Source organism: Desulfonauticus autotrophicus, from assembly GCF_055381725.1.
Map to the genome: position 1 here is coordinate 259151 of NZ_AP042395.1, position 25535 is coordinate 284685.

23 protein-coding genes and 3 pseudogenes are annotated in these 25535 nt (G+C 37.7%); 11 read left to right on the forward strand and 15 right to left on the reverse strand.

Going from position 1 to position 25535, the window contains the following annotated elements:
- The first annotated feature begins 1 nt into the window (after window position 1).
- Both ACZ42F_RS01545 and ACZ42F_RS01550 read left to right on the forward strand, forming a co-directional pair.
- Complete coding sequence (locus ACZ42F_RS01545) at window positions 2-388, forward strand: four helix bundle protein (RefSeq protein WP_464279493.1); 387 nt, start codon at window positions 2-4, stop codon at window positions 386-388.
- The gene (locus ACZ42F_RS01550; RefSeq protein WP_464279494.1) at window positions 372-3590 is read left to right on the forward strand and encodes a type I restriction endonuclease subunit R; all 3219 of its coding nucleotides are present in this window, start codon (window positions 372-374) and stop codon (window positions 3588-3590) included. The genes ACZ42F_RS01545 and ACZ42F_RS01550 overlap by 17 nt, the downstream gene beginning before the upstream one ends.
- 281 nt (window positions 3591-3871) lie before the next feature.
- Here ACZ42F_RS01550 and ACZ42F_RS01555 read toward each other — a convergent pair whose 3' ends face one another.
- From ACZ42F_RS01555 to ACZ42F_RS01565, 3 genes are all read right to left on the reverse strand, one after another.
- Window positions 3872-4801, reverse strand: a complete 930-nt coding sequence (locus ACZ42F_RS01555) for a spermine/spermidine synthase domain-containing protein (RefSeq protein WP_464279495.1) — start codon at window positions 4799-4801, stop codon at window positions 3872-3874.
- Window positions 4780-5202, reverse strand: a complete 423-nt coding sequence (speD, locus tag ACZ42F_RS01560) for an adenosylmethionine decarboxylase (protein ID WP_464280285.1) — start codon at window positions 5200-5202, stop codon at window positions 4780-4782. Before speD ends, ACZ42F_RS01555 begins: the two co-directional genes overlap by 22 nt.
- 444 nt (window positions 5203-5646) lie before the next feature.
- Window positions 5647-6324 carry a CsgG/HfaB family protein gene (locus ACZ42F_RS01565; RefSeq protein WP_464279496.1) on the reverse strand — a complete coding sequence of 226 codons (678 nt, stop codon included), beginning with the start codon at window positions 6322-6324 and terminating at the stop codon, window positions 5647-5649.
- Between the two features lie 287 nt (window positions 6325-6611).
- Between ACZ42F_RS01565 and mutT the strand changes: the two genes are divergently transcribed.
- Both mutT and ACZ42F_RS01575 read left to right on the forward strand, forming a co-directional pair.
- On the forward strand, window positions 6612-6998 hold the full coding sequence (mutT, locus tag ACZ42F_RS01570) for an 8-oxo-dGTP diphosphatase MutT (protein WP_464279497.1): 387 nt from the start codon (window positions 6612-6614) through the stop codon (window positions 6996-6998).
- A 39-nt stretch (window positions 6999-7037) separates the two neighbouring features.
- Window positions 7038-8243, forward strand: coding sequence for a type II secretion system F family protein (locus tag ACZ42F_RS01575; RefSeq protein WP_464279498.1), 1206 nt, complete (start codon window positions 7038-7040; stop codon window positions 8241-8243).
- A 763-nt stretch (window positions 8244-9006) separates the two neighbouring features.
- Here the strand turns inward: ACZ42F_RS01575 and ACZ42F_RS01580 are convergent.
- Together ACZ42F_RS01580 and ACZ42F_RS01585 are read right to left on the reverse strand one after the other, a co-directional pair.
- Window positions 9007-10779, reverse strand: coding sequence for a GmrSD restriction endonuclease domain-containing protein (locus tag ACZ42F_RS01580; RefSeq protein WP_464279499.1), 1773 nt, complete (start codon window positions 10777-10779; stop codon window positions 9007-9009).
- A gap of 105 nt (window positions 10780-10884) precedes the next feature.
- Entirely contained in the window at window positions 10885-11028 is a 144-nt protein-coding gene (locus tag ACZ42F_RS01585; protein WP_464279500.1) for a hypothetical protein, read from the reverse strand.
- A gap of 280 nt (window positions 11029-11308) precedes the next feature.
- Here ACZ42F_RS01585 and ACZ42F_RS01590 point away from each other — a divergent pair, with 280 nt between their 5' ends.
- Window positions 11309-11518: a transposase gene (locus ACZ42F_RS01590; protein WP_464279501.1), complete on the forward strand. Its 210-nt coding sequence runs from the start codon at window positions 11309-11311 to the stop codon at window positions 11516-11518.
- 627 nt (window positions 11519-12145) lie between these two features.
- Here ACZ42F_RS01590 and ACZ42F_RS01595 read toward each other — a convergent pair.
- The 9 genes and pseudogenes from ACZ42F_RS01595 to ACZ42F_RS01635 form a co-directional block, all read right to left on the reverse strand.
- Window positions 12146-13396 (reverse strand): IS256 family transposase, encoded by a 1251-nt coding sequence (locus ACZ42F_RS01595; protein ID WP_464279502.1) that lies wholly within the window; start codon window positions 13394-13396, stop codon window positions 12146-12148.
- 127 nt (window positions 13397-13523) lie between these two features.
- Window positions 13524-13892 (reverse strand): type II toxin-antitoxin system VapC family toxin, encoded by a 369-nt coding sequence (locus ACZ42F_RS01600; RefSeq protein ID WP_464279503.1) that lies wholly within the window; start codon window positions 13890-13892, stop codon window positions 13524-13526.
- A 10-nt stretch (window positions 13893-13902) separates the two neighbouring features.
- Window positions 13903-14130, reverse strand: coding sequence for an antitoxin (locus ACZ42F_RS01605; RefSeq protein ID WP_029970142.1), 228 nt, complete (start codon window positions 14128-14130; stop codon window positions 13903-13905).
- 27 nt (window positions 14131-14157) lie between these two features.
- Window positions 14158-14304, reverse strand: a complete 147-nt coding sequence (locus ACZ42F_RS01610; RefSeq protein WP_464279504.1) for a hypothetical protein — start codon at window positions 14302-14304, stop codon at window positions 14158-14160.
- Between the two features lie 232 nt (window positions 14305-14536).
- On the reverse strand, window positions 14537-15124 hold the full coding sequence (locus tag ACZ42F_RS01615) for a DJ-1/PfpI family protein (protein WP_464279505.1): 588 nt from the start codon (window positions 15122-15124) through the stop codon (window positions 14537-14539).
- 21 nt (window positions 15125-15145) lie between these two features.
- Window positions 15146-16496: pseudogene (locus ACZ42F_RS01620) on the reverse strand (aminopeptidase).
- A 4-nt stretch (window positions 16497-16500) separates the two neighbouring features.
- A complete protein-coding gene (locus tag ACZ42F_RS01625; protein WP_029969602.1) occupies window positions 16501-17472 on the reverse strand; it encodes a UDP-glucuronic acid decarboxylase family protein in 972 nt (323 codons plus the stop codon).
- Window positions 17473-17482: 10 nt separating this feature from the next.
- The gene (gene selA, locus ACZ42F_RS01630) at window positions 17483-18871 is read right to left on the reverse strand and encodes an L-seryl-tRNA(Sec) selenium transferase (protein ID WP_464279506.1); all 1389 of its coding nucleotides are present in this window, start codon (window positions 18869-18871) and stop codon (window positions 17483-17485) included.
- Between the two features lie 42 nt (window positions 18872-18913).
- Window positions 18914-19315, reverse strand: a complete 402-nt coding sequence (locus ACZ42F_RS01635) for a glutamate ligase domain-containing protein (protein ID WP_464280286.1) — start codon at window positions 19313-19315, stop codon at window positions 18914-18916.
- On the opposite strand from ACZ42F_RS01635, the gene ACZ42F_RS01640 reads away from it, so the two are divergent.
- On the forward strand, window positions 19256-19435 hold the full coding sequence (locus ACZ42F_RS01640; RefSeq protein WP_464279507.1) for a hypothetical protein: 180 nt from the start codon (window positions 19256-19258) through the stop codon (window positions 19433-19435). The genes ACZ42F_RS01635 and ACZ42F_RS01640 overlap by 60 nt on opposite strands.
- 31 nt (window positions 19436-19466) lie before the next feature.
- Here the strand turns inward: ACZ42F_RS01640 and ACZ42F_RS01645 are convergent, their stop codons facing one another.
- Window positions 19467-20162, reverse strand: a complete 696-nt coding sequence (locus tag ACZ42F_RS01645; RefSeq protein WP_464279508.1) for a bifunctional folylpolyglutamate synthase/dihydrofolate synthase — start codon at window positions 20160-20162, stop codon at window positions 19467-19469.
- 166 nt (window positions 20163-20328) lie between these two features.
- Between ACZ42F_RS01645 and ACZ42F_RS01650 the strand changes: the two are divergent.
- The 5 genes and pseudogenes from ACZ42F_RS01650 to ACZ42F_RS01670 all read left to right on the forward strand — a co-directional run bounded on the left by ACZ42F_RS01650 (window position 20329) and on the right by ACZ42F_RS01670 (window position 25516).
- Window positions 20329-21851: pseudogene (locus tag ACZ42F_RS01650) on the forward strand (glutamate synthase-related protein).
- Window positions 21852-21858: 7 nt separating this feature from the next.
- Complete coding sequence (locus ACZ42F_RS01655; RefSeq protein WP_029969592.1) at window positions 21859-22299, forward strand: 4Fe-4S dicluster domain-containing protein; 441 nt, start codon at window positions 21859-21861, stop codon at window positions 22297-22299.
- Between the two features lie 17 nt (window positions 22300-22316).
- Complete coding sequence (locus ACZ42F_RS01660) at window positions 22317-23600, forward strand: NAD(P)/FAD-dependent oxidoreductase (protein ID WP_029969589.1); 1284 nt, start codon at window positions 22317-22319, stop codon at window positions 23598-23600.
- Window positions 23601-23679: 79 nt separating this feature from the next.
- A pseudogene (locus ACZ42F_RS01665) lies at window positions 23680-24749 on the forward strand (class II glutamine amidotransferase).
- Between the two features lie 17 nt (window positions 24750-24766).
- The gene (locus tag ACZ42F_RS01670) at window positions 24767-25516 is read left to right on the forward strand and encodes a GltB/FmdC/FwdC-like GXGXG domain-containing protein (protein ID WP_029969585.1); all 750 of its coding nucleotides are present in this window, start codon (window positions 24767-24769) and stop codon (window positions 25514-25516) included.
- The last annotated feature ends 19 nt before the right edge of the window (window positions 25517-25535 follow it).

Here is a 25535-nt window from a genome sequence, read left to right on the forward strand (position 1 = left end):
GATGAAGGGGGAGAAGGTTTTTGATATAGGTGAAAGGTCTTTTAGGTATGCGATTAAAGCAATTGAGCTTTATAATCAATTGCAGTCTCAAAAAAATAGTGCAGGCTGGATTATTGGAAAACAGTATTTAAGGTCTGCAACAAGTATAGGTGCAAACATTCAAGAAGCCCAATCAGGAGAAAGTAAAGCTGATTTTATACATAAATACAGTATTGCACAAAAAGAAGCCAGAGAGAGTTTATATTGGCTTAAATTATTGAAAGCTTCTAAGATTTTAGATAATGAAGATTTATCATATCTTATAAAAGAAACTAATGAAATTATATCCATAATTACAAAAATTATTGTTAACACAAAAAAAGGACTAAAAAATGGAAAAAAACAATAATTTTCATACTTCAAAATTCAGCCTTCATAATTCAATTTCTGAAACAGAAATTGAAAACTTAACAATAGACCTTTTAAAATCCCAGGGTTACGATTATCTTTTTGGTGGAGACATTGCACCAGACGGGGAGAATCCACTGAGAAAATCATTTGAAGATGTGATTTTATTCGATAGGTTAAAAGCTGCTTTAGAAAGGATAAACACAAACATACCTCAGAATGCAATAGATGATGCTATAAAACAACTAACACAAATCCACACACCAGATTTAATAGCAAATAACGAAATATTCCACAGAATGCTAACAGAAGGGATAAAAGTAACTTACCGCAAAGACGGAACAGAAAGAGGCGATATTGTATGGCTTGTTGATTTTAAAATTCCTGAAAATAACGATTTTTTGGTAGTTAATCAATTTACAGTTATAGAAAATCATAAAAATAAAAGGCCTGATATTGTTATTTTTATCAACGGGCTTCCTCTTGTGGTGATGGAGCTAAAAAATCCTGCCCTTGAAGACGCCACTATAAAATCTGCCTTCAACCAGATTCAAACCTATAAGCAAACCATACCATCTCTTTTTACCTGGAATGAGATTTTAGTCATATCCGATGGGCTTGAAGCAAAAATGGGCAGCCTGTCAGCAGGATACGACCGGTTTATGTACTGGAAAACAGCAGATGGGAAAAAGGAAGCGTCACACCTTGTAAGTCAGCTTGAAACTTTGATAAAGGGACTTTTAAACAAAGAAACACTTGTTGATTATATCAGATATTTCATTCTGTTTGAAAAGGCAAAGAAAGAAGATGAGCGTGGACAAACCATTGTTCAAACCACAAAGAAAATAGCAGGCTATCATCAATACTATGCAGTAAATAAAGCTATAGAATCAACAATCAGAGCGATAGGCAAAAAAAATAATGTCGTAAAAGAAGAACCTCTTACCTATGGGCTGCCTGATGTAAAGAATCAACCTAAAGGGGACAAAAAGGCCGGTGTGGTCTGGCATACGCAGGGCTCTGGTAAATCACTGTCAATGCTATTTTATGCCGGGAAAATCATACAAACCATCAATAACCCAACAATTGTTGTAATCACCGATAGAAACGACCTTGACGACCAGCTCTTTGACACTTTTGCATCAGCTACACAAATTTTAAGGCAGGAGCCTGTTCAAGCCACCAGCAGACAGCATTTAAAAGAGCTTTTAAAGGTGGATGCCGGGGGCGTGGTTTTTACAACTATTCACAAATTCTGGCCTGATGAGGGTAATATCTATGAAACCCTTTCGGATAGGGACAATATTATTGTCATTGTTGATGAAGCACACAGAACCCAGTATGGATTTAAGGCAAAAGTCGATAAAGAAACAGGAGATATTAAATACGGTTTTGCAAAATATTTAAGAGATGCCTTACCAAATGCAACCTATATAGCCTTTACAGGAACACCGATTGAAAAAACTGACAGAAATACCCCTGCCGTTTTTGGAAATTATATTGATATCTACGATATTGCAAATGCTGTGGAAGATGGAGCAACTGTTCCGATTTATTATGAAAGCAGGCTTGTAAGAATCAATCTTACTGAAGAAGGGAAAAAGCTGATTGAGGAGTATGAAAAAGAATTAGATGAAGAAGGCTTATCAGAAGTAGAAAAAGAAAGGGCAAAATGGGCAAAACTTGAAGCATTGGTAGGCGCCAGGTCAAGATTAAAAGAGGTGGCAAAAGATATAGTCAATCATTTCGAAAGCCGTCTTGAAACCTTGGACGGTAAAGGGATGATTGTGACAATGACCAGAAAGATTGCTACCGAACTTTATGATGAAATTGTACAACTTCGTCCGGGATGGCATAGTCCAGAACTAAAAAAAGGACAAATAAAGGTTGTAATGACAACATCTTCATCAGATGAACCGGAAATATCAAGATTTTACCTGACAAAAGAAGAAAGAAGGATTCTTGCAGATAGATTTAAAGACCCGGAAGATGAACTTAAGCTTGTAATTGTTGTTGATATGTGGCTAACAGGCTTTGATGTGCCTTGTCTTCATACCATGTATATTGATAAGCCGATGAAAGGTCATACATTAATGCAGGCAATTGCAAGGGTAAACAGGGTTTACAAAGATAAAACAGGTGGGCTTATAGTTGACTACATAGGTATCGCTTCTGATTTAAAAGCAGCGTTATCTTTTTATGCTGAAAGTGGTGGAAAAGGTGAACCGGCTAAACTGCAGGAAGATGCCGTAAAAGTAATGCTCGAGAAATTGGAAGTTGTCAGAGATATGTTCTACGGTTTTGAATATCAAAGATATTTTCATGCGGATACTTCACAAAAGCTAAATATTATCCTTGAAGCAGAAGATTTTGTACTTGGGCTTGAAAATGGCAGAAACAGATTTATTGATGCTGTTACTGCACTGTCAAAAGCCTTTGCAATAGCTGTGCCCCATCCTGAAGCAATGAATGTAAAAGAGGAAGTGGCATTTTTCCAGGCTGTTAAATCAAGGCTTATAAAGTTTGATACGGACAAAGAAAGTAAGGGTGGTAGCTTTGAGACAGCTATAAAGCAAATTGTAGATAAAGCAATAGTTGTAAATGGTGTTATTGATATATTTGATGCAGCAGGGTTGAAAAAGCCTGAAATTTCAATATTATCTGATGAATTTTTAGAAGAAATAAGGAAGTTAAAACACAAAAACCTGGCAATAGAAACATTGAAAAAGCTTATAAATGATGAAATTAAGGGGCGAATGAAAATTAATCTGGTGAAAAGCAAATCTCTGATGAAAACATTGGAAGAGTTAATCAAAAAGTACAACAACAAACTTTTGACAGCCGCTGAAGTTATAAATGAGCTTATAGAGCTTGCAAAAGAAATAAAAGAAAGTGATAAAGAGCCAAAAGAGATGGGGCTGACAGATTATGAATACGCTTTTTATTGTGCAGTTGCTGATAATGAAAGTGCAAGGGAGCTTATGGGTAAAGAAAAGCTTAAAGAACTGGCAGCTGTTTTGCATGATAGGGTTAAGAAGAATACATCGATAGATTGGACAATAAGGGAGAGTGCACGGGCAAAATTACGGGTAATAGTAAAGAGAACTTTGAGACAATATGGCTATCCGCCGGATATGCAGAAACTTGCAACAGAAACAGTTTTAAAACAGGCTGAACTTATAGCTAATGAACTAGTTGATTAACGTGATTGTGATACAAGTAACATAAAAAACTATTTCTTATAAGAATTTAATAAGACATAACTATATCCAGACCTGGTCAATGTAAAAATATAATAAAAGAATTTATATATTTGTTTTATAATTCCTTTCTAAATAAGTGTTTAACTCTTAGATATACACTTTTTCCTATAAAAAGGTTTAAAAAGATTGTTTAATATTACAATATACCAACTTAAAATACGAGCATTAGGAAAAACAGGTAGGAAATTTTTTAATTTCCTACCTGTTTTAAGATTGGTTTTTTATGTTGGGTTAGTAGAGAACCAGTTGGGTTGATTTTTTAGGGAATAGACGGTTTTTTCTTCTTTTAAGGCTTGCTTAAGATACTTGGGAAGTATGGTAGAGCTAAAAAAGGTTTCTGAATCCAGAAACTTTAACTCGCCCTTTATTTGTTCGTTGATTAAGGTATCTATTTGTTTTGCTGAAAACGCTTTAAACTCCTTTAAGGAAACTAGAGAAAATCCTAGAGGAGTTAAATAACTCTGGCAAAAACAGAGACAAGCCTTAAAATAAGGGAATACCTGTTTTAGGGTATGGGCTACCCGGGTGAAGCAATAGTGATCAGGAGGGGCTGCTGGTCCTGACTGAACACTGATAATTCCCTCAGGAGAAAGTATCTGTTTTAGTTGAGAGAAAAATTCCACTGTAAAAAGAGCCAGCGAAGGCCCTTTTTCTATGGGATCTGAAAGGTCACAGATTATTACATCCCAGAGAGTTTGATTTTCTTTAATAAATTTAAAGGCATCTTGAATTATAATTTTGGCTTTGGGATGTTCTAAAGAATTTTGGTTTAAATCGCTTAAATAGGATTTAGCACATTCTATCACTTGTTTATCAATATCCACCAGAACCACTTCTTTTACACTTTGCCAGCGCAAAGCCTCCCTTAGTGCACATCCATCCCCTCCACCCAGGATAAGTACTTTTTGGGGATTGGCGTGATAAAGGCAGGGTAGATGCACCAGTAGTTCGTGATAAATAAACTCATCAGCTTCACTTATTTGGCAGATATTGTCTAAAAGCAGCACCCTTCCTAAAAGAGGCGATTTGATTAGAGCCAGCTGTTGATATCTGGTTTTTTCTAGACAGAGTATATCTTCTGCTGCATGCAGAAAAATATCTCCACCTGTGATGACCTCGGAAAAATAGTCTAGTTTCTTCTGGCCTGACATGCTGAGCAACCCTCTTGTTCTAAGTTTGGAAAGTAATTATCTTTTTTTACTTTGTTCCCCCGAGGAATAGTAATTAAATCATAATCTTTGGCTTTTAGAAAGTGTACTAAGAATTCGCAGGCCTTATGGGGATCAGAATGTTCCCCACAGGTGAAGATATCTATGGCTGCATAGCCTAATTCTGGCCAGGTATGAATGGAAATATGGGATTCAGCTAACAGGGCCAGAGCTGTTACTCCCATGGGATGAAATTTGTGACCGGTTAGGTTTAAAAGCGTGGACATGGACTGTTTGGAAGCTTGGGTGAGGGCTTCGCGGATGAGTTTTTCGTTATCCAGGATGTCAAAGGGACAATCCTTTACCTCTAAGACAAGATGAACTCCACAGATCTTTTTTTCAATGGTCTTCCCTCCTTATGGTTAAAGGTTACGCTAAGTAGGTGCCATACTTTCGGGCACTAATACCTTTTCTTTAATTAACGGTTCATCACTACTCATAAAAACCCCTGGGTTAATGGTTAAACTTAGATCCCCTTGAAAAATAAACAGGGAATTGGACATTATCCCTTAAACTTCAGTTTAATTGAGGAAAAAAATAGGGAATGTCAAGCCATAGATAGGCTAAAGAAGAAGTGGTTTATTGGCTTACTAGAAATTTTGAATAAATTGTTTTGGACTAGAGATGACTCAAATAAAAAGGCCTCAGCAAGCTGAGGCCTTTTTTAAAGGTTAATTTTAGTACTTAAAATACTCTTTTGGGGTCTCTTCAGCCAAAAATTTTACTGCTTGGTAAATACAGGTCCTAATGGCCTTTTCCATAGGAGTTTTGGCAAAAGCACCCAATTCTCATCCCATGGAGCCTCCACCTGTAAGTACATTTAAGGCACTGCCAATATTAACATCTTTTGATTCACCTTTTACAGTTGTAGCTGCCAAAATTTCTGTAGTGTTAGCATCAATAATTCTAATATCCATAGCCATAGAAGATTTTTTGAAACTTCCTTTTACACTTTGAAACCATTTCCCATAATCACCAAATAAGCTACCTCCGCCACCAGAGGTGCCAGGCTCCCAGCCGGTTACAGCAGCTACAATAATAAGATCAGCACCTTTAAATTTTCCTTTTTTTATACCGCTTTTATCGGTCCAGCCCTTTTGTTGCAATTGAATTTCCTTGGCCAGGACATCTAGATTTTGTCTTTCCAGGACCTTAAATCTTTTACTTTGGACCATAGCAGTGGTGAGCATATCCCTTAGGGCCTTTCCATATCCAGACTGTTCAGGCGTTTCTTTGATGGCAAAACTTCCCATAGGTCCACTAATGGTAGTGGTTTTGCCCCCGCTTTCCCCCACTGCCCACTCAAACCTGGCCACAGCAACCTTGGCTTTAGGGCCGTGATAGGGAGGTAATAATTCCTCCATTTTGTTTTCTGTTTTAGCACTTGGCTCTACAAGTTTTTCCATACATCCACTTAAAATAAACATTAACAAAACTACTAGCCATACGTATAATTTACGCATCATTCTCACCTCCTTTATTTTTTGGGTTTTAATTATTAAAAAAATAAAATATTTTTTTTAATCTTAAAATTACATATATTTTTTAGTGCATCAATAAATATTTTAATTTTTCCAGGTTTCTTTGTCTAAAAAAATTTTAACATTTTTAAGTTGTTAAATAAAAAAAGAGGCTTATTTTTAAAGTAATAACTAAAAATACGAAGTTGCTTTTATTTTTTAACTTTTTATCTTGAGGCTGGTTAAAATTTTAGTTATAATCACAAGTTAGATTGTTTTAGTTTTGGGAAATTATGTTGAAAGTTGTAGCCGGGATATTATTGCAAAATAATAAAGTATTGATTGCCAAAAGGCAGGCAGGTAAAGAGTTTGCCCATTTTTGGGAATTCCCTGGGGGTAAGGTGCAGGAGCAGGAAGGTTTAGAAGCAGCTTTGGCCAGAGAATTCCAGGAAGAACTGGGGATAAATCCCCTTGAGTTTTACTTCTGGAAAGTGTTAAGGCACAAATATTCTAAGTTTGAAGTAGAGCTTTATTTTTACATAGTTAAAAAATGGCAGGGAATAGTAGAGGCAAAAGAAGGTCAGGTGGTGAAGTGGGAATTTGTGCTTGATTTAAATCCAGAGATATTTTTACCAGCAGACAGAAAGGTAATTTATTGGTTAAAAGAGGAGTTTAACTAAAGGTTTCTAATTATCTTATTAATTCAGGGAGGGAAGTGGATGCCAATATTTATTTACAAGGCCAAAAACAGGGCTGGAAGAAGGGTCAAGGGAGATTTTGATGCGCCCAATATAGACCTGGCTCTTATGGCCCTGAAGAATAAAGGCCTTACAGATATTAAAATTAAACCCAAGCCCAAGGACCTGTTTGAAGGAACTTTTTTAGAAGGCAAGGTAACCACCAGAGATATGGTTATCTTTAGCCGTCAGTTTGCCACCTTGATTAATGCCGGTGTTCCTATGCTCCAGGCCCTGCAGGTTATGTGTGAGCAAACCCAAAATAACAAGCTCAGAAGAAAGCTCTATCAGGTAAGAAATGAAGTAGAAGCAGGCTCTTCTCTTTATATGGCTTTATCCAAGCACAAAGACGTATTTGATGATTTATATCTCAATATGGTGCAGGCAGGTGAGGCTGGTGGTGTTCTGGATGAGGTTTTACTTAGACTGGCAGAATATATTGAAAAAGCAGCCAAACTTAAGTCTAGAGTCAAGGGAGCACTTACTTACCCCGCAGTAGTTGTAACTGTAGCTATTGCTGTAGTAGCAGTTATCCTGATTTATGTTATTCCCACCTTTGAGTCCATGTTTGCCGATATGGGAGGAGCTTTGCCCTTGCCCACCCAATTGGTTATCAACTTGAGCCGCTTTGTAAAGGCCAAGTTTATGTATATGGTGGGAGGGGTAGTTGGAGCCTATATTTTATTTAAGTTTATTTATCGCACAGAAAAAGGTAAGCTATTTTTTGATCAGGTCTTTTTAAACTTACCCATTTTTGGAGACTTGCTGCGTAAAGTAGCTGTGGCCAAGTTTAGTAGAACCTTAAGCACCATGATTAGAAGTGGAGTGCCTATCCTGGAAGCCCTGGATATAGTGGCCAAAACCAGTGGCAACAAGGTAGTAGAAGAAGGAATTATGAAAGCTAAATCCAGTATCTCTGGCGGTAATACCATTGCTGAACCTCTGGATGAAACAGGAGTATTTCCTTCCATGGTAATACATATGATTTCTGTAGGTGAGTCCACAGGTTCTTTGGATACTATGCTGGAAAAGATTGCTGATTTTTATGATGATGAAGTAGATGTGGCAGTAGAAACCCTTACCTCTCTTTTAGAGCCGGTAATGATTGTCTTCCTGGGTACGGTGGTTGGTGGCCTGGTTGTTAGTATGTATCTACCCATATTCAAGATGGGAGAAGTTGTGGGTTAATCTTCTGGATTTTAAAGGACTTACTTTTAACGCCCCTGGAGAACCCAGGGGCGTTTTTATTTATTGGATTAGAAAAAGTGAAAAGGGGAGAGGCAAATAATGCACTTTCATCAATGGCGCTGATGAAGTATATACCTGTCGTATGGTTCTTGTAATTTTTGTTTGTTCAGTGATTTTTGTCCGGGCCGGCTATGTCTGCAATTTTCTGTCTCAGAATATTGCAGATAATGATTCGTTCTGTTTTCGGATCTATTCGGATAAGCGAATGATGGATATTTTTTGAGGAGATATTAAGCTATCTATTTTTGACATATCGATTTAGCGTTCCTGACGCTGTATGCTGGTGCTGCCTTTATCTTAAAAAACGAAAATAAAAAATTTAATATAAATCTCCGAATGAATGTCGATTTCAAGAAAAGTATAGATAGGAACTGATGCTTAACCATAACCTACTTTATTTATGCCTAATTTTTATAAATATTGAAAAATATAAAATAGAATTTTTTTGAATGATTGGAAAACGTTCTTTGTTAACAAATTTTATCTGCGTGAACATCATTCGGTCTACAAAACCTGTAGTTTAAACTTCGCATTTAAACTCTAATACATTCATCAAACACAATAATCTTTGTTGTCTTTGAAAGTACTATTCGATTGAAGACTTATTTATCTTCATTTTGTTTGTAGGCCAACTCAAACAACTTTTTTAATAATTCAGAGATTATATCCACATTAATACAACCACTTCATTGTTTTGAAAACATTAATTACCAAACAAAGAAACTATTGTAACTATATCTTTTGGTTTTGTCACTTCAATAGTAGAATTTCCTTTCCTGATGAAAATTTTATCACCTACATAGGTAGGCTCACTTTGTGACGGAATTCGTATTCGAATAACAGTATACTCTTTATAAAGAATTGTATCAATTTGAGATAAAACTTTCAATTTTGTATGATTAGAAAGTTTAGAGTTATTAATGAAATCAACTATTTTTTTTACGTATTCATCAATTGATATTTTTAATTTTTTGCATTCCCTGTCAATACCTACTATGAATTTTTCACTTACCTTATAAGGTTCAATTCCATAAATTTCTTTAATACGATATGCATCTCTTTCACTATCAGCAATGCCTATGTATATAAATCCTTCAGAATCTCTACCTAAATTAGCAATAGCACAAATTGTATTAACAATTTTTTCTAACATTCCGTTATTCTGACTTTTATCGTCATTGAGATTTAAAATACCTTGTTTAAACTCATAGCGGGGAGTCTCAATTTTAGACCTACGAAGTGAATTAATTAGATCAATTGTTAAACTTGGACCTTGTCCAAGTATTGGTGGTTCTTTTTTTACAAAAAAGTTTGAAATCAATCCCTTCGTTAAATTAATATTTTTAATTCTATCATCTGCTTTTATATAATGGCCAGTGGTAGTTAACTTTGATTGTAATCCTTGCAAGGCATTAACAATGCCTGAAAAATTATCTGGACTTTTTCCTTCTTTAACTATTAACTCAAATAATGCCATAAACACAGTGTAGAATGATGCTTTTGCAGGATTGCGATTTGCGCCCATAACTGTATCTCTAAAGAAGTATTTAGACTCACTTTCAAATATATTATTAAAAATTGAAAAAATTTCTTTTACTTCATTAAATAGTTTTTCTGCCCCATAAGAGGATAAACTAGAATTTATTGTTCTACTTAATTCAGTATCAGAATATAATTCATCAAGCATTTCTCTACTCCTATTAAAAGGCCTTTCAAGAAGTATAGAAGCTAAAATATCAGCTATAATTTCTTCATCTTCACTATCTCGCAATCCCCTTGCCCATAAAATTCCTTGTTTACACCATAAAGTATCTTCTGCTGCTAAGCCATAATTTAATTTTTGTTTAGCAGATTCAATACTTATCGTAGGCATATCTTGCAAACTCAAAATTTCCGGAGAAACGTCACCTCTTATCTCAGAAGCTATCTTTCTAACCAAATCTCCAAAAGGTGTTAAGACTCCAGCTTGTCTCCTTTCCTGATTACTTAATTGTTTTCCTCCTGAATTAATTCTATTAAATACTTCAGATGTCACATTATCTGATATTGCAGGAAAGATAGTTACTGCTAATTGATAATCCAGAAAATCTGCACATTGATCCCCACTTAATTTTTTTTCAGAATCATTAATAGGTTGAATCATACCCTCTTTAGCCAGCTGTTTAGTTCTTGCGAGTTGCTCAATATCAAAATATTTATTTTTATAGGAAAAATTATTCTCAATAAATTCAAAAATTGCATTAAGACGTTGTAATCCATCAATTATTTCGTAATAGATATTTCCGTGCGGATTTTTTCTTTCAGCAAAAAGGAATAATGGTATTGGATATCCTTGCAAAATAGTATTAATTAACTTCTCTTTTTCTTCTAATGTCCAAACAAGTTTTCTTTGATATTTTCTGTTTACCATTAATTTGTTATCTCGATAATCTTTATAAAGTGATTGAATACTTAAACCCTTTGGTGTAATGCTCATTTCATCTCCTTTGATATTTGGTTTGTTTTTATGCTGAAATTATAATTTATTTCTTCTACAAAATAATTTTAATCCAAAATAAAAAATTTTCTGAAAAATTCAAAATTAAAATTGTTCGTACGGAAAAATATTAAGTAAATTCAAAATTTTGTAAAAATTCATTTCCTCAAGAAGAAAAGGTACGTGGTAGAGCCACATCTTTAGCCTTACTTTTAACTTATCTTCATTGTACATTTTTTCTTGAGCCATGATTATTTTTTTCTTTCCAAGAAATTATAGCTCTTTTCTTTTATAACTTCAAGCCATTTTTATACAAAAATATGTACACACAACCATTTTATCCATATATCAGACTCATTATTTTTTTGTATTTTAGATTTTGTATTTTCTAAGTATCCGTCTCCCACTATGTCAGGAAAGATGTCGCCTGGGCTAGTTTAAGATAAGGGTATAATTAGCTTTCTTGTTTTGTTATCCTTCTCCCTAGGGGGAAGGGGAAATTTCAACCTGGGCGGTAGGAGATTTTTTTATGGTATATCCTGATAATATTAAAGAAAGTGTACTTAAACAAATTTTTGCCTCATCAAAGACAATTGCTGATATTGCAAGGGAGAATGGAATTCCATATACTACAGTGATAAAGTGGAAAATGAAAGCTCAAAAAGGATATTCTATGAATAAAAAAATTACAGCAGAGGAAAAATTAATCTTCTCTTTCAATTTCAAAGTGACTCAATGAGAATAAGATAGAGTTAGCTGTATTTTGCAGGAAATAATAAGTTTAAAAAGAAAGACAAGACCATAGCAGAGACCATGTCTCTATTGGTACTTAAAAAAAATGGAGGATATCTTGTGGAGCAAGAGGACGAAAGATAGAGTTTAAACAGAAAGAATAAGGACAATGATAGAGAATGTTTTAAGAAGTCCAGCTAATAAGTTTATCTAAACAAGAGAAGCAGAAGGTTTTAGATACTTGTCATTCAAAGGATTTTAGAGAGTTACCCCCTTGTAAGATAGTTCCAATGTTGGCTGATATAGAAATATACATAGGATTCAGAGAGCACCTTTTACCAAGTTCTTAGGGAAGCAAGGAAATTGACCCATAGAGGCAAGTTTAAGCCCAAGACATATTCTATATCCAAACACTATAGAACCACAGGACCAAATCATGTCTGGAGTTGGGATATAACCTGCTTGCCTACTTGTATACAGGGGATGTTTTTTGGCTCTTCGACGTTTACTGTGGAATTTCTGTTTGGAGCAGAGCCTGAATTGGGGCTGCAATGAGATAGATCATGGTTATGAAGTTCTCCACATTACGATAGCCTCTAGCTCTTGCACGTGCTGCCTGGAAGAGTCTGTAACATTATTTGTGTAAATCCGTATTTTGGTTTAAATTAGGATTTAAAGCAAGATTAATTCTATCCTCAAAATAGATATAGAGCTGAGGATAGATTTTTGACCAATTCTTTATAGTACCAGTCCATTTTTTAGATATGTCCTCTATAGCTAGATAGAGGATCTTAAACAGGGAGTCTTGAGTGGGAAAAACTCCCTTATTTTTTGTTACTCTTTTTAGTTTACTATTAAAGCTCTCTATGGGATTTGTGGTGTATATCAGCCTCCTTATTTCTGGAGGATACTTAAATAACGTACTTAATTCATCCCAGTTTCTCCTCCAGGACTTTATTACATGGGGATATTTATGGCCCCATTTTTCCTCAAAATGGTTTAGTTCTACCCTTCCCATTTCCTCAGTAGGGGCTGAGTAAATTTGCTTTAAATCCCTGGCTAATTCTTTTCTGTCTTTATATGATGCAAATCTTAGAGAATTTCTTACCTGATGGACAATGCATCTTTGAATCTCTGAATGTGGAAATACTGTTTTTATGGCCTCACTAAGGCCTGGTAAACCATCTATGCTAAAAATCAAAACATCTTTGACTCCTCTGTTTCTTAGCTCATTTAAAACAGTTAGCCAGAATTTAGCGGATTCCTTTTCCTGTATCCATAAACCTAGACATTCCTTCTTCCCTTCCATATTTATGCCTATCATGGCATACACGCATACCTCTTTTACTACCCCTTCTATACGCAATTTATAAAACAAACCATCTAAAACTACTATGCCATACAAAGAATTAAGAGGCCTATTTTGCCATTCTACTGCCCTTTCTAAAACCTTTTCTGTTATCCTGCTTATACTCTCTGCTGAAAATTCCACTCCATAAATAGATTCCAAATGCTCTTGTATATCTCTAGTACTCATCCCCTTAGCATACATAGAAATAACCTTTGATTCTAATCCTGTTATATCTGTTTGCCTCTTCTTTACTACTTGAGGCTCATATTCCCCTTTCCTATCCCTGGGAACTTTTAATTCTATCTCACCAAATGAAGACTTTACCCTTTTAGAATTATAACCATTTCTTGAGTTTTCTGTAGCTTTCTTTGATTTGTCGTATCTTGGATACCCCAAAGTCTCTGTTAGCTCAGCTTGATATATAGTCTCTATAATCTCTTTAACTACTGAATTTAAAACCTCACCTAGGTCCTTCTGATCCCTGAACATCCCCTGTTCATACATCTTCAGTATTGCTTCTTTATTAATAAACATCAGATCCTCCTTTCTAAGGCCTCAAACCCCAAGCCCCCCTAGGGAAGCTCGCATATCCTACTTCTAACCTTCTCTCAATACCTCTTACTAACTCATCCCTCATTGCCTTAAAAAGGATTTACACAGTTTATGTTACATAGCCTTCTAACTCTTTCTCGTTGTTTGTCACCAGAATAGCTTCTAAGGATATTGCATGGGCTGCTATTTGCATATCATATGCACCAATTGGCAGGCCTTGTGTTTCAAGCTCTGACCTTAGTATGCCATATTCTTTAGCCGCTTCTATGCCAAACTCGTATATCTCAAAGCTGTCAATAAATAGCTCAATAAGGTTTATCAATTTTTTTGAGTCTTTTTTGTAGGCACCATAAAAGAGTTCTGACACAACAATAGAGGATAGAGTTACTGTGTTTTCTCTGGATATCTGCTTTAGTTTTTCCTTTATATGAACTGGATGTTTTCTAATGATATAACTACATATAATTGTATCGAGCATGTAAATCATCTTAGAAAAGCTCTCTTTCTTGAGGTCCTGGTTGGCTTCTGTTTTTTAGGAAGTCTTGTTGATCTAATTTCTCAAGTTCTTCAAACAATTCATCCCATTGGTTTTCAACAGGCGTTATTATTATTTTGTTTTTCTCCTTTCTTATAAAGGTCTTTGTGCCTTTGAGTCTGTATTTTTTTGGTATTCTAACGGCTTGCGAGTTGCCGCTTTTAAATACTCTTGTTATCATTTTTTGTTCCTCAGGTTGAATTTGTTGTTACAAGAAGTATATACTAAGGTTATAAAAAGTCAAGAGGGGAAAGGAGATCTGGCGAATAGTACTTATTTCTCCTTTAGAGCCAGTAATGATTGTCTTCCTGGGTACGGTGGTGGGAGGCCTGGTTGTTAGTATGTATCTACCCATATTCAAGATGGGAGAAGTTGTGGGTTAATCTTCTTCTGGATTTTAAAGGTCTTACTTTTAACGCCCCTGGAGAAACCAGGGGCGTTTTTATTTATTTGAAGTGGAATTGTTAAAAGAATCAGAATGTAACTAATTAAAATTATTTGAATTTACTGGATATATTTTATTGTTTCTTTTGGGGCAAATTACCTTTAAAAGTAAAGCAACTTGCCCTCTGATTTACCTATTGGAATTAGGCTTCTATCTTACTTCCCAGAAGTTCTAAGAATTTCCTCATCCATTCAGGATGGGCTGGCCAGGCTGGGGCTGTGACAATATTGCCATCTACGTAAGCATTGCTAAAGGTTTCATTTACTTCTCCCCATTTGGCGCCAGCTCTTAAAATATCTGGCATGACTGCTGGATAGGCAGTGCAGAGTTTGTCTTTAATAACATCAGCAGCTACCAGAATTTGTTGGCCATGGCAGATGGAGGCAATGGGTTTGTTGTTGGCAGCAAAGTGTTTAACTATTTCAATGAGTCTTGGGTTTAAACGCAAGTATTCAGGAGCTCTTCCGCCAGGAATAACCAGGCCATCGTAATCTTCTGGATTGATTTTCTCAAAGTCAGAAGTAATGGCAAAGTTGTGTCCCCGTTTTTCGGTATAGGTCTGGTCTCCTTCAAAGTCGTGCACTGCGGTTTTTACTGTTTCGCCTGGTTTTTTGCCAGGACAGACTGTATCTACCTGGTGACCTACCATAAGGAGCATTTGATAAGGTACCATAGCTTCATAGTCTTCCACAAAGTCACCTACCAGCATTAGAATCCTTTTTTGAGCCATTTCTTCCCCTCCTTTTGCATTTTAAGTGTTTAAAAAGTATTTATAGGCTAGAAAAGTAGCGTATAAGTCAGCTTTGCTACTCAGTTCAAAGGGACTATGCATACTAAGTACTCCTGGGCCAAAGTCAATTATTTCCAGACCATAAATGGCCAGGTATTTGGCTACTGTGCCTCCACCGCCCAAATCCACCTTGCCCAATTCAGCCATTTGCCAGGGAATTTGTTGTTGATTTAAAAGATTTCTAAGCCAGGCCACATATTCAGCGTGGGCATCATTGGCCCCATACTTACCTCTATGGCCTGTAAACTTACACATTACCGGTCCCTTGCCCAACAAAGAGGCGTTTAGTTTTTCATGTACTTCCTGGTAATCCGGGTCCATGGCAGCGTGCACATCCGCAGAGATGGCTTTAGAGTTTAAAAGCATTTGAGCAAAGGAAGTATTTTTCTCTTCCCAGGCCAGGAGTAAGTCCTTTAAGCAATATTCCAGAAACAAAGACTTGGCTCCACTGGAACCTTCAGAGCCTATTTCTTCCTTGTCCCAAAAGACCAGTACCTGGGTATGCTCTGGAATCTCACTGGCTAAAAAGGCTTCCAGGGCCAGAAAAACACAGATGCGGTCGTCCTGTCCATAACCACCAATAAGGCCTCTGTCCAAACCTACTTCTCTGGCAGGTCCTGCTGGTACTGCCTGTACCTCTGCACTAAAAAAATCTTCTTCTTTTAGGCCAAAACGTTCTTGCAGTAATTTTAACAAATGGTTTTTTATCTTTTTTCCTTGGCCTGTTTTAAGGGAATGTGCCCTAAAATTACATTTAACTTTTCTGCTTCAAAGGCTTCACTTACCTTTTTTTCTATTTGTTTGTAAGCTAGATGTGGAAGTAGGTCTGCAATGGTAAAAACAGGGTCTTCTGGGTGCTCTCCAAGGTTGATTTCCACTTTTTCTCCACTGGTCTTTACTATGACTCCATGTAAAGCCAGAGGCCTGGCCAGCCATTGATGTTTTCTAATTCCACCGTAATAGTGGGTTTTGGCCAGGGCAACTTCACATTCTTCATAAAAGGGATGTTGTTTTAAGTCCAATCTGGGAGTATCTGCATGAGCGCCAATAAGCCTTATTCCCTCTTGTAAGGGCCTTTTGCCTTTGCGAGCAATAAAAATGGTTTTGTGGTGTAAAATGCGATAGACCTTTTCCTGGGAAAAATCTTCGGAAAATCCCTTTTCCTGCAGGATTTGCCTTACATAATTTATGGTCTCTCGTTCAGTTTTATTTTGAGAAAGGAATTTGAGATATTTTTGAGCCAGGGAGTTTATCTTTTTTCTTGCTTACTATAAACTTCCCAGCAATTTTGGGTTTCAAACTCTAAGTTCATGGGGTTATTTCCTCCTTAACCACTCTTCAAAATAGGCAATGGTCTTTTTTAATCCTTCTTCCAAAGAAGTTTTAGGTTCCCAGTTTAAAGTCTTTTTAGCTAAAGAAATATCAGGTCGTCTTTGCTTAGGATCATCTTGAGGTAAAGGTCTAAACTCTAGCTTGGATTTGGAATTGGTAAGTTCAATAATTTTTTCAGCCAATTCCAAGATAGTCATTTCTGCTGGATTACCCAGGTTTAAAGGCCCGGTTATTTCTTCTGGGGTTTGCATAAATTTACATATGGCTTCTACTAAATCGTCTACATAACAAAAGGAGCGGGTTTGCTCCCCCTGACCATAGATGGTTATAGGTTTGTTTAAAAGGGCCTGAAGGATAAAATTGCTTATAACCCTGCCATCATTGGGATGCATTCTCGGGCCGTAGGTGTTAAAAATCCTGCCCACTTTTATTTTTACTTTGTGTTGGCGATGATAATCAAAAAAAAGGGTTTCTGCACAGCGCTTTCCCTCATCATAACAGGAACGAGGACCTATGGGGTTTACCTTTCCCCAATAGCTTTCTGGTTGGGGATGCACCTCGGGGTCTCCGTAAACTTCAGAGGTGGAAGCTTGAAAAATAGTAGCTTTGACTCGTTTGGCCAGCCCCAGCATATTGATAGAGCCATGTACGCAGGTTTTAAGGGTTTGGACCGGGTCAAATTGATAGTGAATGGGTGAAGCCGGACAAGCCAGATTATAAATTTCATCCACTTCTAGGTACAGGGGAAAGGTTATGTCATGTCTTAACACTTCAAAATTGTTGTAATCCAAAAGGTGATAGATATTGCTTTTTTGTCCAGTATAAAAGTTATCACAGCAAATAACTTCTTTTCCTTCTTTTACTAACCTTTCACAGAGATGAGAGCCAATAAATCCAGAGCCTCCTGTTACCAGGACTCTTTTGCTTAAAAGGTCTTTTAATTCACCCTGATACATTTTTGGTCCTTTATTCTTCTAAATGTTTAAATATGTGGTAGATAAGATTTATTTCTGCAGGAAAAATAGTTCTTACATCTAGACAAAACCAGTCTTCTTCCACCCGGCCAATTAAGGGTGGGTCTGTTTCCAGCAGTTTTTTTCTCAATTCTTCTATACTAAAGTTTTTGGGTTTTAATTTTACTACATAAGTAGGTATTTCTCTTTCGGGCAAAGAGCCTCCTCCCACCTTGGAAGAAGACCTTTCTTTTTTTACCACTAGATTGGAAAGGGTCTTTAGTTTTTTACTAAGGGTTGCTGCTCTGTTATTTAAAGTGCTTAGAGGAGTAAAAATAAGTTTTAAAGTGGGGATATTTTGGAGCGCCTTTTCTTCATCCAGGTATAATTTTAGAGTTGCCTCTAAGGCAGCCAGGGTCATTTTATCTATACGTAAAGCGCGGTTTAGAGGATTTTTCTTGATTTTATCCACAAATTCCTTTTTACCCACGATAATACCTGCCTGTGGACCTCCCAGGAGTTTATCCCCGCTAAAAGAGACTACATCCACGCCTGTTTTGAGAATTTCTTTGACAGTGGGTTCGTCAAAGTGAGTTAATCCATATTGGCTAAAGGAAATCAAATTGCCACTACCCAAGTCCTTGATTACTGGCAGATGGTATTTTTTCCCCAGAGCTACCAGTTCTTTTAGACTGACTTCTTTATGGAAGCCTATAATTCTATAATTGGAAGTGTGCACTTTGAGCAGGGCACCTGTATTTTCACTAATGGCCTGCTCATAATCTCTGAGATGGGTTCTGTTGGTAGTCCCTACTTCCTTTAAGATGGCACCGCTTTTTTTCATTACATCTGGTATTCTGAAAGAGCCACCTATTTCCACCAGTTCTCCTCTGGAAACTATGACCTCTTTATTTTGAGCCAGGGTTTCTAGAGTAATTAATACAGCTGCTGCATTATTGTTGACCACCAGAGCAGATTCACTACCGGTTATGGTACATAGAATTTCCTCTACATGAGAATAGCGAGAGCCCCTTTTCCCTGTTTTTAAGTCCAGTTCCAGATTGGAATAATGCAAACAGATGTCTTCAACCGCTTCTACTGCTTCTCTGGCCAGTAAAGAACGTCCCTGGTTGGTATGAACCACAATTCCAGTAGCATTGATTACTCTTTTAAGATGGGGTCTGGTATTTTTTTCTAGAATTTTAGAAAGTTTTTGCAACAGAGCATTGGGCTCTAATTCCTGTGCCTGGATTTTGTTTTCTTTTATCTGAGTCCTTAGCTGGTCTAAAAAGTTATTGATGTGTTTTTTTAAAAGCAAAATGGGTTCTTGAGGAAACCTTTCTTGCGCCCAGGTAAGAAGTTTGTCAGTTGCGGGTATTTGAGAGAAAAGATGTGAGTTCAAGAGAAGACCTCCTTAATTTTTTTACTTAATTTAAACTATTTTTTAAGGGTTTAAAAGATTTTTATTTAACCACTCTGGTTGGTGGGCATAGATTAAAGCCAGAAGATAAAAAGACCCACAAATAAGGGTGGGTTTATTTAAAGAATTTAACTCCTCTAAATCCGGGAGAAGTTTTACTGTAGGATAACTCTTTTTTACTTCCTCCCAGCTAAGCGCCCTTGGGTTTGAGGTTAAAGGGTAAAAATAAAGAGTAGCATTAAATTCTTGCAGGATGCTTAGCATTTGCTTCCAGTCTTTGTCTTTTAGACAGGAAAAAATAACCATTTGCGGAAAAAAATTTAATTTTTGCAAAGATTGTTTTAAATGTTTTAGTCCGTGAGGATTGTGGGCTACATCCAGGAAAATCTCTGGTTGCGAACTGACTTTTTGAATCCTTCCAGGCAGGAAAAAGAAGAAATTCCCTGGCTAAGCAACCCGGAATTAAAGGGTAAATTTAGCTTTTTCCGTATCAATTCCCAGGTGGCTAGGGCCAGTTTTAAATTGGTAGTTTGTGGTTCAAGATAAGGGGAAAGGGAAATTTTAAACTCTGGATTGGTTAACATAAGGCTATTATTTTGTTCTTTGAAAAAGAATTACAAAAAAGTAAAGTAGCTTGTTTTTTTTGGGCTTCCCTGGTCAGAACCTTTACCACCTCTTGGGTTTGAGGAGCACTAATTAAGATTTGTTTTGACTTGATTGCTCCTGCCTTGTCTGTGGCTATTTGCGTTAGAGTTGAGCCTAGAATTTGAGAGTGATCCAGATCTATGGAAGTAAATACCAGAACAGGGTGAGGTAGGACAGTGGTGGCGTCAAAACGTCCTCCCAAACCTGCTTCAAAGATAGCCAGGTCTACCTGGTGTTTGGAAAAGAGATAACAGGCCAGAAGAAAAATATATTCAAAATAGGTAAGATGAAGGTTTTTACAAAAATGATAAACATAATTAAAACCTTCTACCCACTCCCGGGAAGGTAGTTCTTGCTTATTTATCCTTATTCTTTCACGTACACTTACCAGATGAGGAGAGGTAAAAAGGCCTGTTTTTAGTTTATGGGCAGAAGCCAGGCTTTCTAAAAAAGCAGAAGTGGAGCCTTTACCATTGGTCCCCACCACCTGGATGGACAAATAAGAAGGGGAAGCTAATCCTAGGAGCTTTAGACCTTTTTCCACCCTGTTTAAACTTAAATCCATGTGGAAAAGGCCTAAACCTTCTAAAAAAGTATTTACTTCTTTAAAATTGTTAAATTTTTTCAAATTTGTTAAAAAATCTTTTTTTGAGTTGACAATTTGGGCTCAATACCTCTAGCTTGTTACCTAAGCTAAGAGTAACCTTTTTAAGTAGGGTTGCTCTATAGCTTAGCTTAGATAGATTGTAAATTATTTAGGTAAAAATAAACTTTTAATAGTTAGGAGAAGCGCCTTGCTGTACAGACCTATTAATCAAAACTATCATGATTTTATTGTGCAAAGGGATAGAGAGCTTTGCATCAACTGTCGGGTGTGTGAGCGACAGTGTTCTTATCTGGTGCATTATTGGGATGAGAACAGAAAGCAAGTAATGCACGACAATGCCAAGTGTGTGGGGTGTCATCGTTGTGAAGCCCTGTGTCCTACTGGAGCCATAGTTATCAGGCATAATCCCTCCCAGTTTAGAGAAAATTCTCACTGGAAACCCTGGTTTATCAAAAATGTATACAAGCAGGCAGATGGGGGGGGAGTGCTTCTGGGAGCTATGGGTAATCCCCAGCCTTATCCCATTTATTGGGATAGGTTGCTTTTGGATGCCAGTCAGGTGACCAATCCTTCCATTGACCCCTTGAGAGAGCCCATGGAACTCAGGACCTATCTGGGCTCTAAGCCAGATAGTTTGGAATTTGAAGAAAAGAGGGCAAGCCCAGCTTAAAGACCAAACTTTCTCCGCAGATAAAGTTAAATTATCCCATTATGTTTTCTGCCATGTCCTATGGCTCCATTAACTTTAATTTACATATTGCCATGGCCAGGGCAGCTACAGAATTGGGTATAGTTTATAACACTGGTGAAGGTGGTCTACATCCAGACTTATATCAATATGGCCCCAATACCATTGTGCAGGTGGCTTCTGGTCGTTTTGGTGTACATAGGGATTATTTGAATGCTGGTTGTGGAATTGAAATTAAAATTGGTCAGGGAGCCAAGCCTGGAATTGGTGGGCATTTACCTGGAGAAAAGGTAGATCATGGCGTTTCCATTACCAGAATGATACCTGAAGGTTCAGATGCGCTTTCTCCTGCACCTCATCATGACATTTATTCCATAGAAGACTTACGGCAACTAATTTACGCTTTAAAGGAAGCTACAGAATATAGGGTTCCTGTGTCTGTAAAGATTGCAGCTGTGCACAATGCCGCAGCCATTGCTTCTGGTATTGTCAGGGCTGGGGCAGATATTGTGGCTGTAGATGGTTTTAGGGGAGGCACTGGAGCTGCTCCCACCATGATTAGGGATAATGTGGGTATCCCTGCAGAGCTGGCTTTGGCAGCCATAGACCAAAGACTTAGAGATGAAGGTATACGCAACAGAGCCTCAGTGGTCATTGCTGGAGGTATTAGGTGTAGTGCAGATGTGGTCAAGGCCATCGCCTTAGGTGCTGATGCGGTTTATATTGGTTCAGCTGCTTTGGTGGCTGTGGGTTGTACCATGTGTCAGCGTTGTTATACAGGCAAATGCCCCTGGGGAATTGCCACCAATGTTCCTTCTTTGGCTAGAAGGCAAAATCCTGAAATTGCCAAGCAAAAGTTGGTGAACCTGGTGCGGGGTTGGGCCCATGAGATAGAAGAAATGCTTGGAGGTATGGGCTTAAATTCCATTGAAAGCTTACGGGGTAATAGAGAAAAATTAAGAGCTGTAGGCTTAAATGAAGTAGAACTGGATATTTTTGGAGTAAAACCTGCAGGAAGGTAAGAATAAAATGAAAAGAGTTTATGTAAACCCAGAAGTATGTATAGGCTGTAAACTCTGTGAGCTTGCTTGTCTTACTGAGCACTCTCAGAGCAAGGATTTAATTATAGCTTACCGGGAAGAACGCATGCAAGGTCTTTTACCTCGCAATACAGTGGAAGAAAGTGGCTGGATTACCGCGTCCTTGAATTGCCGACATTGTGCTGAACCCTATTGTATTCAAGCTTGTATTTCTGGAGCCCTGACCAAAGATGCAGAGTCTGGACGGGTAGTTTATGAAGAAGAGCAGTGTGTAGGCTGCTGGTCCTGTTTGATGGCTTGTCCCTTTGGTGCTATTAAACGACATCCCATTAAAGAAAAAATTGTCAAATGTGATTTATGTCCAGAGAGAAGTATACCTGCTTGTGTCAGTGCATGTCCTAACCAAGCTTTAACCTTTGAAGAAAAATAGATTTTGGGGATAAGGTCATGAAATATTTAATTATTGGTAATGGCGTAAGTTCCATAGGAGCCATAGAGGGAATTAGAAAGCTGGACCAGGAAAGTGAAATCCTGGTGATTAGTGAAGAAGAATTTCCCACTTATGGTCGCCCTTTGATTTCTTATTACCTAGCAGGGAAAATAGGAGATGATAGGGTCTGGCTTAGAAAAAAGGATTTTTATAGCAAAAACAAGGTTACTTTAAAGCTCCAGCAAAAAGTAACTGCACTTAAACTTGCGGAGAAAAGGGTGGTACTCCAGGGGGGCGAAGAGGAAAGATATGATAAGCTATTAATAGCTACAGGGGGTACACCCTTTTGTCCACCTATAGAAGGATCTCAAGGAGAAGATGTTTATTTCTTTACCACTTTGGCCCATGCCAAAAAACTGGATGCCAATTGTGCTAACTTAAAGAAGGTGGTTGTAATTGGAGGTGGTTTGATTGGCTTGAAGGCAGCAGAAAGCCTTTTTGACCGAGGAGTAGAAGTAAGTATTGTAGAGCTGGCTCCTAGAGTTTTAAGTGCTGCCTTTGATGATACAGCTGGAAATATTGTAGCCAAGAGATTGAAAGAACTTGGCTTTAATATTTACTGTAATACCACAGCCAAGGAAATAAAAAGGACTGAAGAAGGAAGAGTAAAGGGCGTCCTGTTACAAAGTGGCGAATTTTTAGAAGCTGATGCTGTGGTCATTGCCATTGGAGTTGTCCCCAATCTTACTTTGGCCAAAGAAGCAGGCCTTAAGGTGAATAGAGGTATTTTAGTGGATAAAAAGCTTCAGACCAGTGAAGTAGATGTTTATGCTGCTGGAGATGTAGCTGAAGCCTATGACTTTCTGGTGGGAGAAAATAGGGTGGTTCCCATCTGGCCCAATGCCTATTCGCAGGGCTTTATAAGTGGTCAAAATATGGCAGGAGCCAATAGAGATTATACAGGTGGAATTCCCATGAATTCCATTGGTTTTTATGGCCTTTCTACTATTTCCATTGGTTTAGTAAATCCACCAGAAGGGCAGGGGTTTGAAATAAGTACTTATGTGGATGAAGAAGAAGAAATTTACCGTAAGCTGGTGTTTAAGGATAACTTTCTGGTGGGGTGTGTTTTGGTAGGTGATGTGGATATGGCTGGTCGTTATGCAGGTTATATTCGCTTTAAGGTGCCTATTACTGAGGACAAGGTAAAAGCTCATCTGATAAATAATCAGCCCACTTATCTGGAATGGCCAGAAGAAATGTTTCAAGCCCAATGGAATAGTGCGGCTAGAATAAGATAAAGGGGATACATAAATGTTAAAAGAGCGTATTTACTCTATAAGTGAGTACAAACAAAAGATTTTCAGCCAGAAAGAATATATGCGGGAAAAGGATATCTCTGGTTGTGGTCTTTTTGGAGTAATTAATAAAAAAGGCCAGCCCATTTCTGGTTGTGTGCCTGTAGAAGCCATTGCTATTCAGCATGATCGAGGAAATGGTCTTGGCGGCGGTTTTGCTGCCTATGGCATTTATCCAGACTTGGCAGACAAATATGCCTTTCATTTGATGTGTGATGACCAGCATTCCCTGGACCAGGCTGAAAGCTTGCTGAAAAAATATTTTGATATCCATCTTTCTGAAGCCATACCAACGCGTAGGACCTTAAATGTAATGGATTCCCCAATACTGTGGCGTTTTTTCTCACGGTAAAAAAGGATAGGCCCAGCTGGAATTTTTTAAGTGAAGAAGATTATGTGGTAGCTGTTGTTATGCTGGTCAATAAGAGGGTTCCAGGGGCTTACATCTTTTCCAGTGGTAAAAACATGGGAGCTTTTAAGGGTGTGGGCTTTCCCGAAGATATAGGAGAGTTTTACCGCCTGGATGAATACAAAGGACATATCTGGACTGCCCATAACCGCTTTCCTACCAATACTCCAGGCTGGTGGGGAGGGGCTCATCCCTTTACCATTCTGGATTGGTCCATTGTCCATAATGGAGAAATTTCTTCTTATGGCATCAATAAGCGTTATCTTTGCGAACACAAGTACGAATGTACTTTAATGACAGATACCGAGGTGGTGGCCTATCTTTTGGACCTTTTGATTCGTAAGCATGGACTGAGCAAAAAAATGGCCTGCAAGGTTTTTGCACCTCCTTTTTGGGATGAAATAGATAGAATGGAAGCAGAAGAGAGAGAAGCTTATACTGCGCTTAGAATGGTCTATGGTTCAGGGTTACTAAATGGTCCTTTTGCCATTTTATTTGCTGACCATAAGAGTTTGGTGGGCTTAAATGACCGCATCAAGTTAAGACCCCTTATTGTGGCTGAAAAAGGTGATGAAGTCTTTATGGCCAGTGAGGATTGCTCCATTAGAAGTGTTTGTCCTGATCCTGAAAAACTTTGGGCTCCTAAAGCAGGAGAGCCTGTTATTGTAGAACTTGAAAATTAAACAAAGGGTAAATTACTATGAGTAAGTTAGTAATTGATGCCAAAGGCATTTACTATCGAGACTTGAATGCCAAGATAAGAGAGGCTGTACGAGAAGGCTATAAGGAGTTTGAACTCCTCAATGTGAGTGGGCAGCGCTATATTGCTACTGGCCTGGAAGGTGATTTAAAGTTTTTAATTAAGGGTGTGGCTGGCCAGGATACAGCTGCTTTTATGCGTGGACCTTACATTAGAGTCAAAGGCAATGCCCAGGATGGCTTGGCCAATACCATGGATGAGGGAAGAATAGTAGTGGAAGGTATGGCTGGAGATGTTTTGGGATATGCCATGCGTGGTGGTGAAGTCTATGTCCTGGAAGATGTGGGATATAGGGTCGGGATTCATATGAAGGCCTATAAGGACAAGTTGCCTGTAATTGTAATTGGCGGCAAGGCAGGGGATTTTTTGGGTGAATATATGGCCGGAGGAGTCATTATTGTTCTGGGCCTTTTTAGCAAACACCCAGAAGCTCCCATTACAGGTCGTAGTTTAGCCACAGGTATTCATGGCGGAAGTATTTATGTGAGAGGCGGAGTCCCAGAATATCAGCTTTCTTCCAATCTTTTAGTAGAAGAAGCAACAGCAGAAGATATGGAACTTATAAGCAAGTATGTGCACAATTTTTGTAAAGAGTTAAATAAAGACCCCGAGCCTATTTTAAAGGAAAAGTTTATTCGCATTCGTCCCAAATCCCATCGTCCCTATGGTAATCTTTATGTGCCCAATTAAAAAACCTTAAATAAAAAAA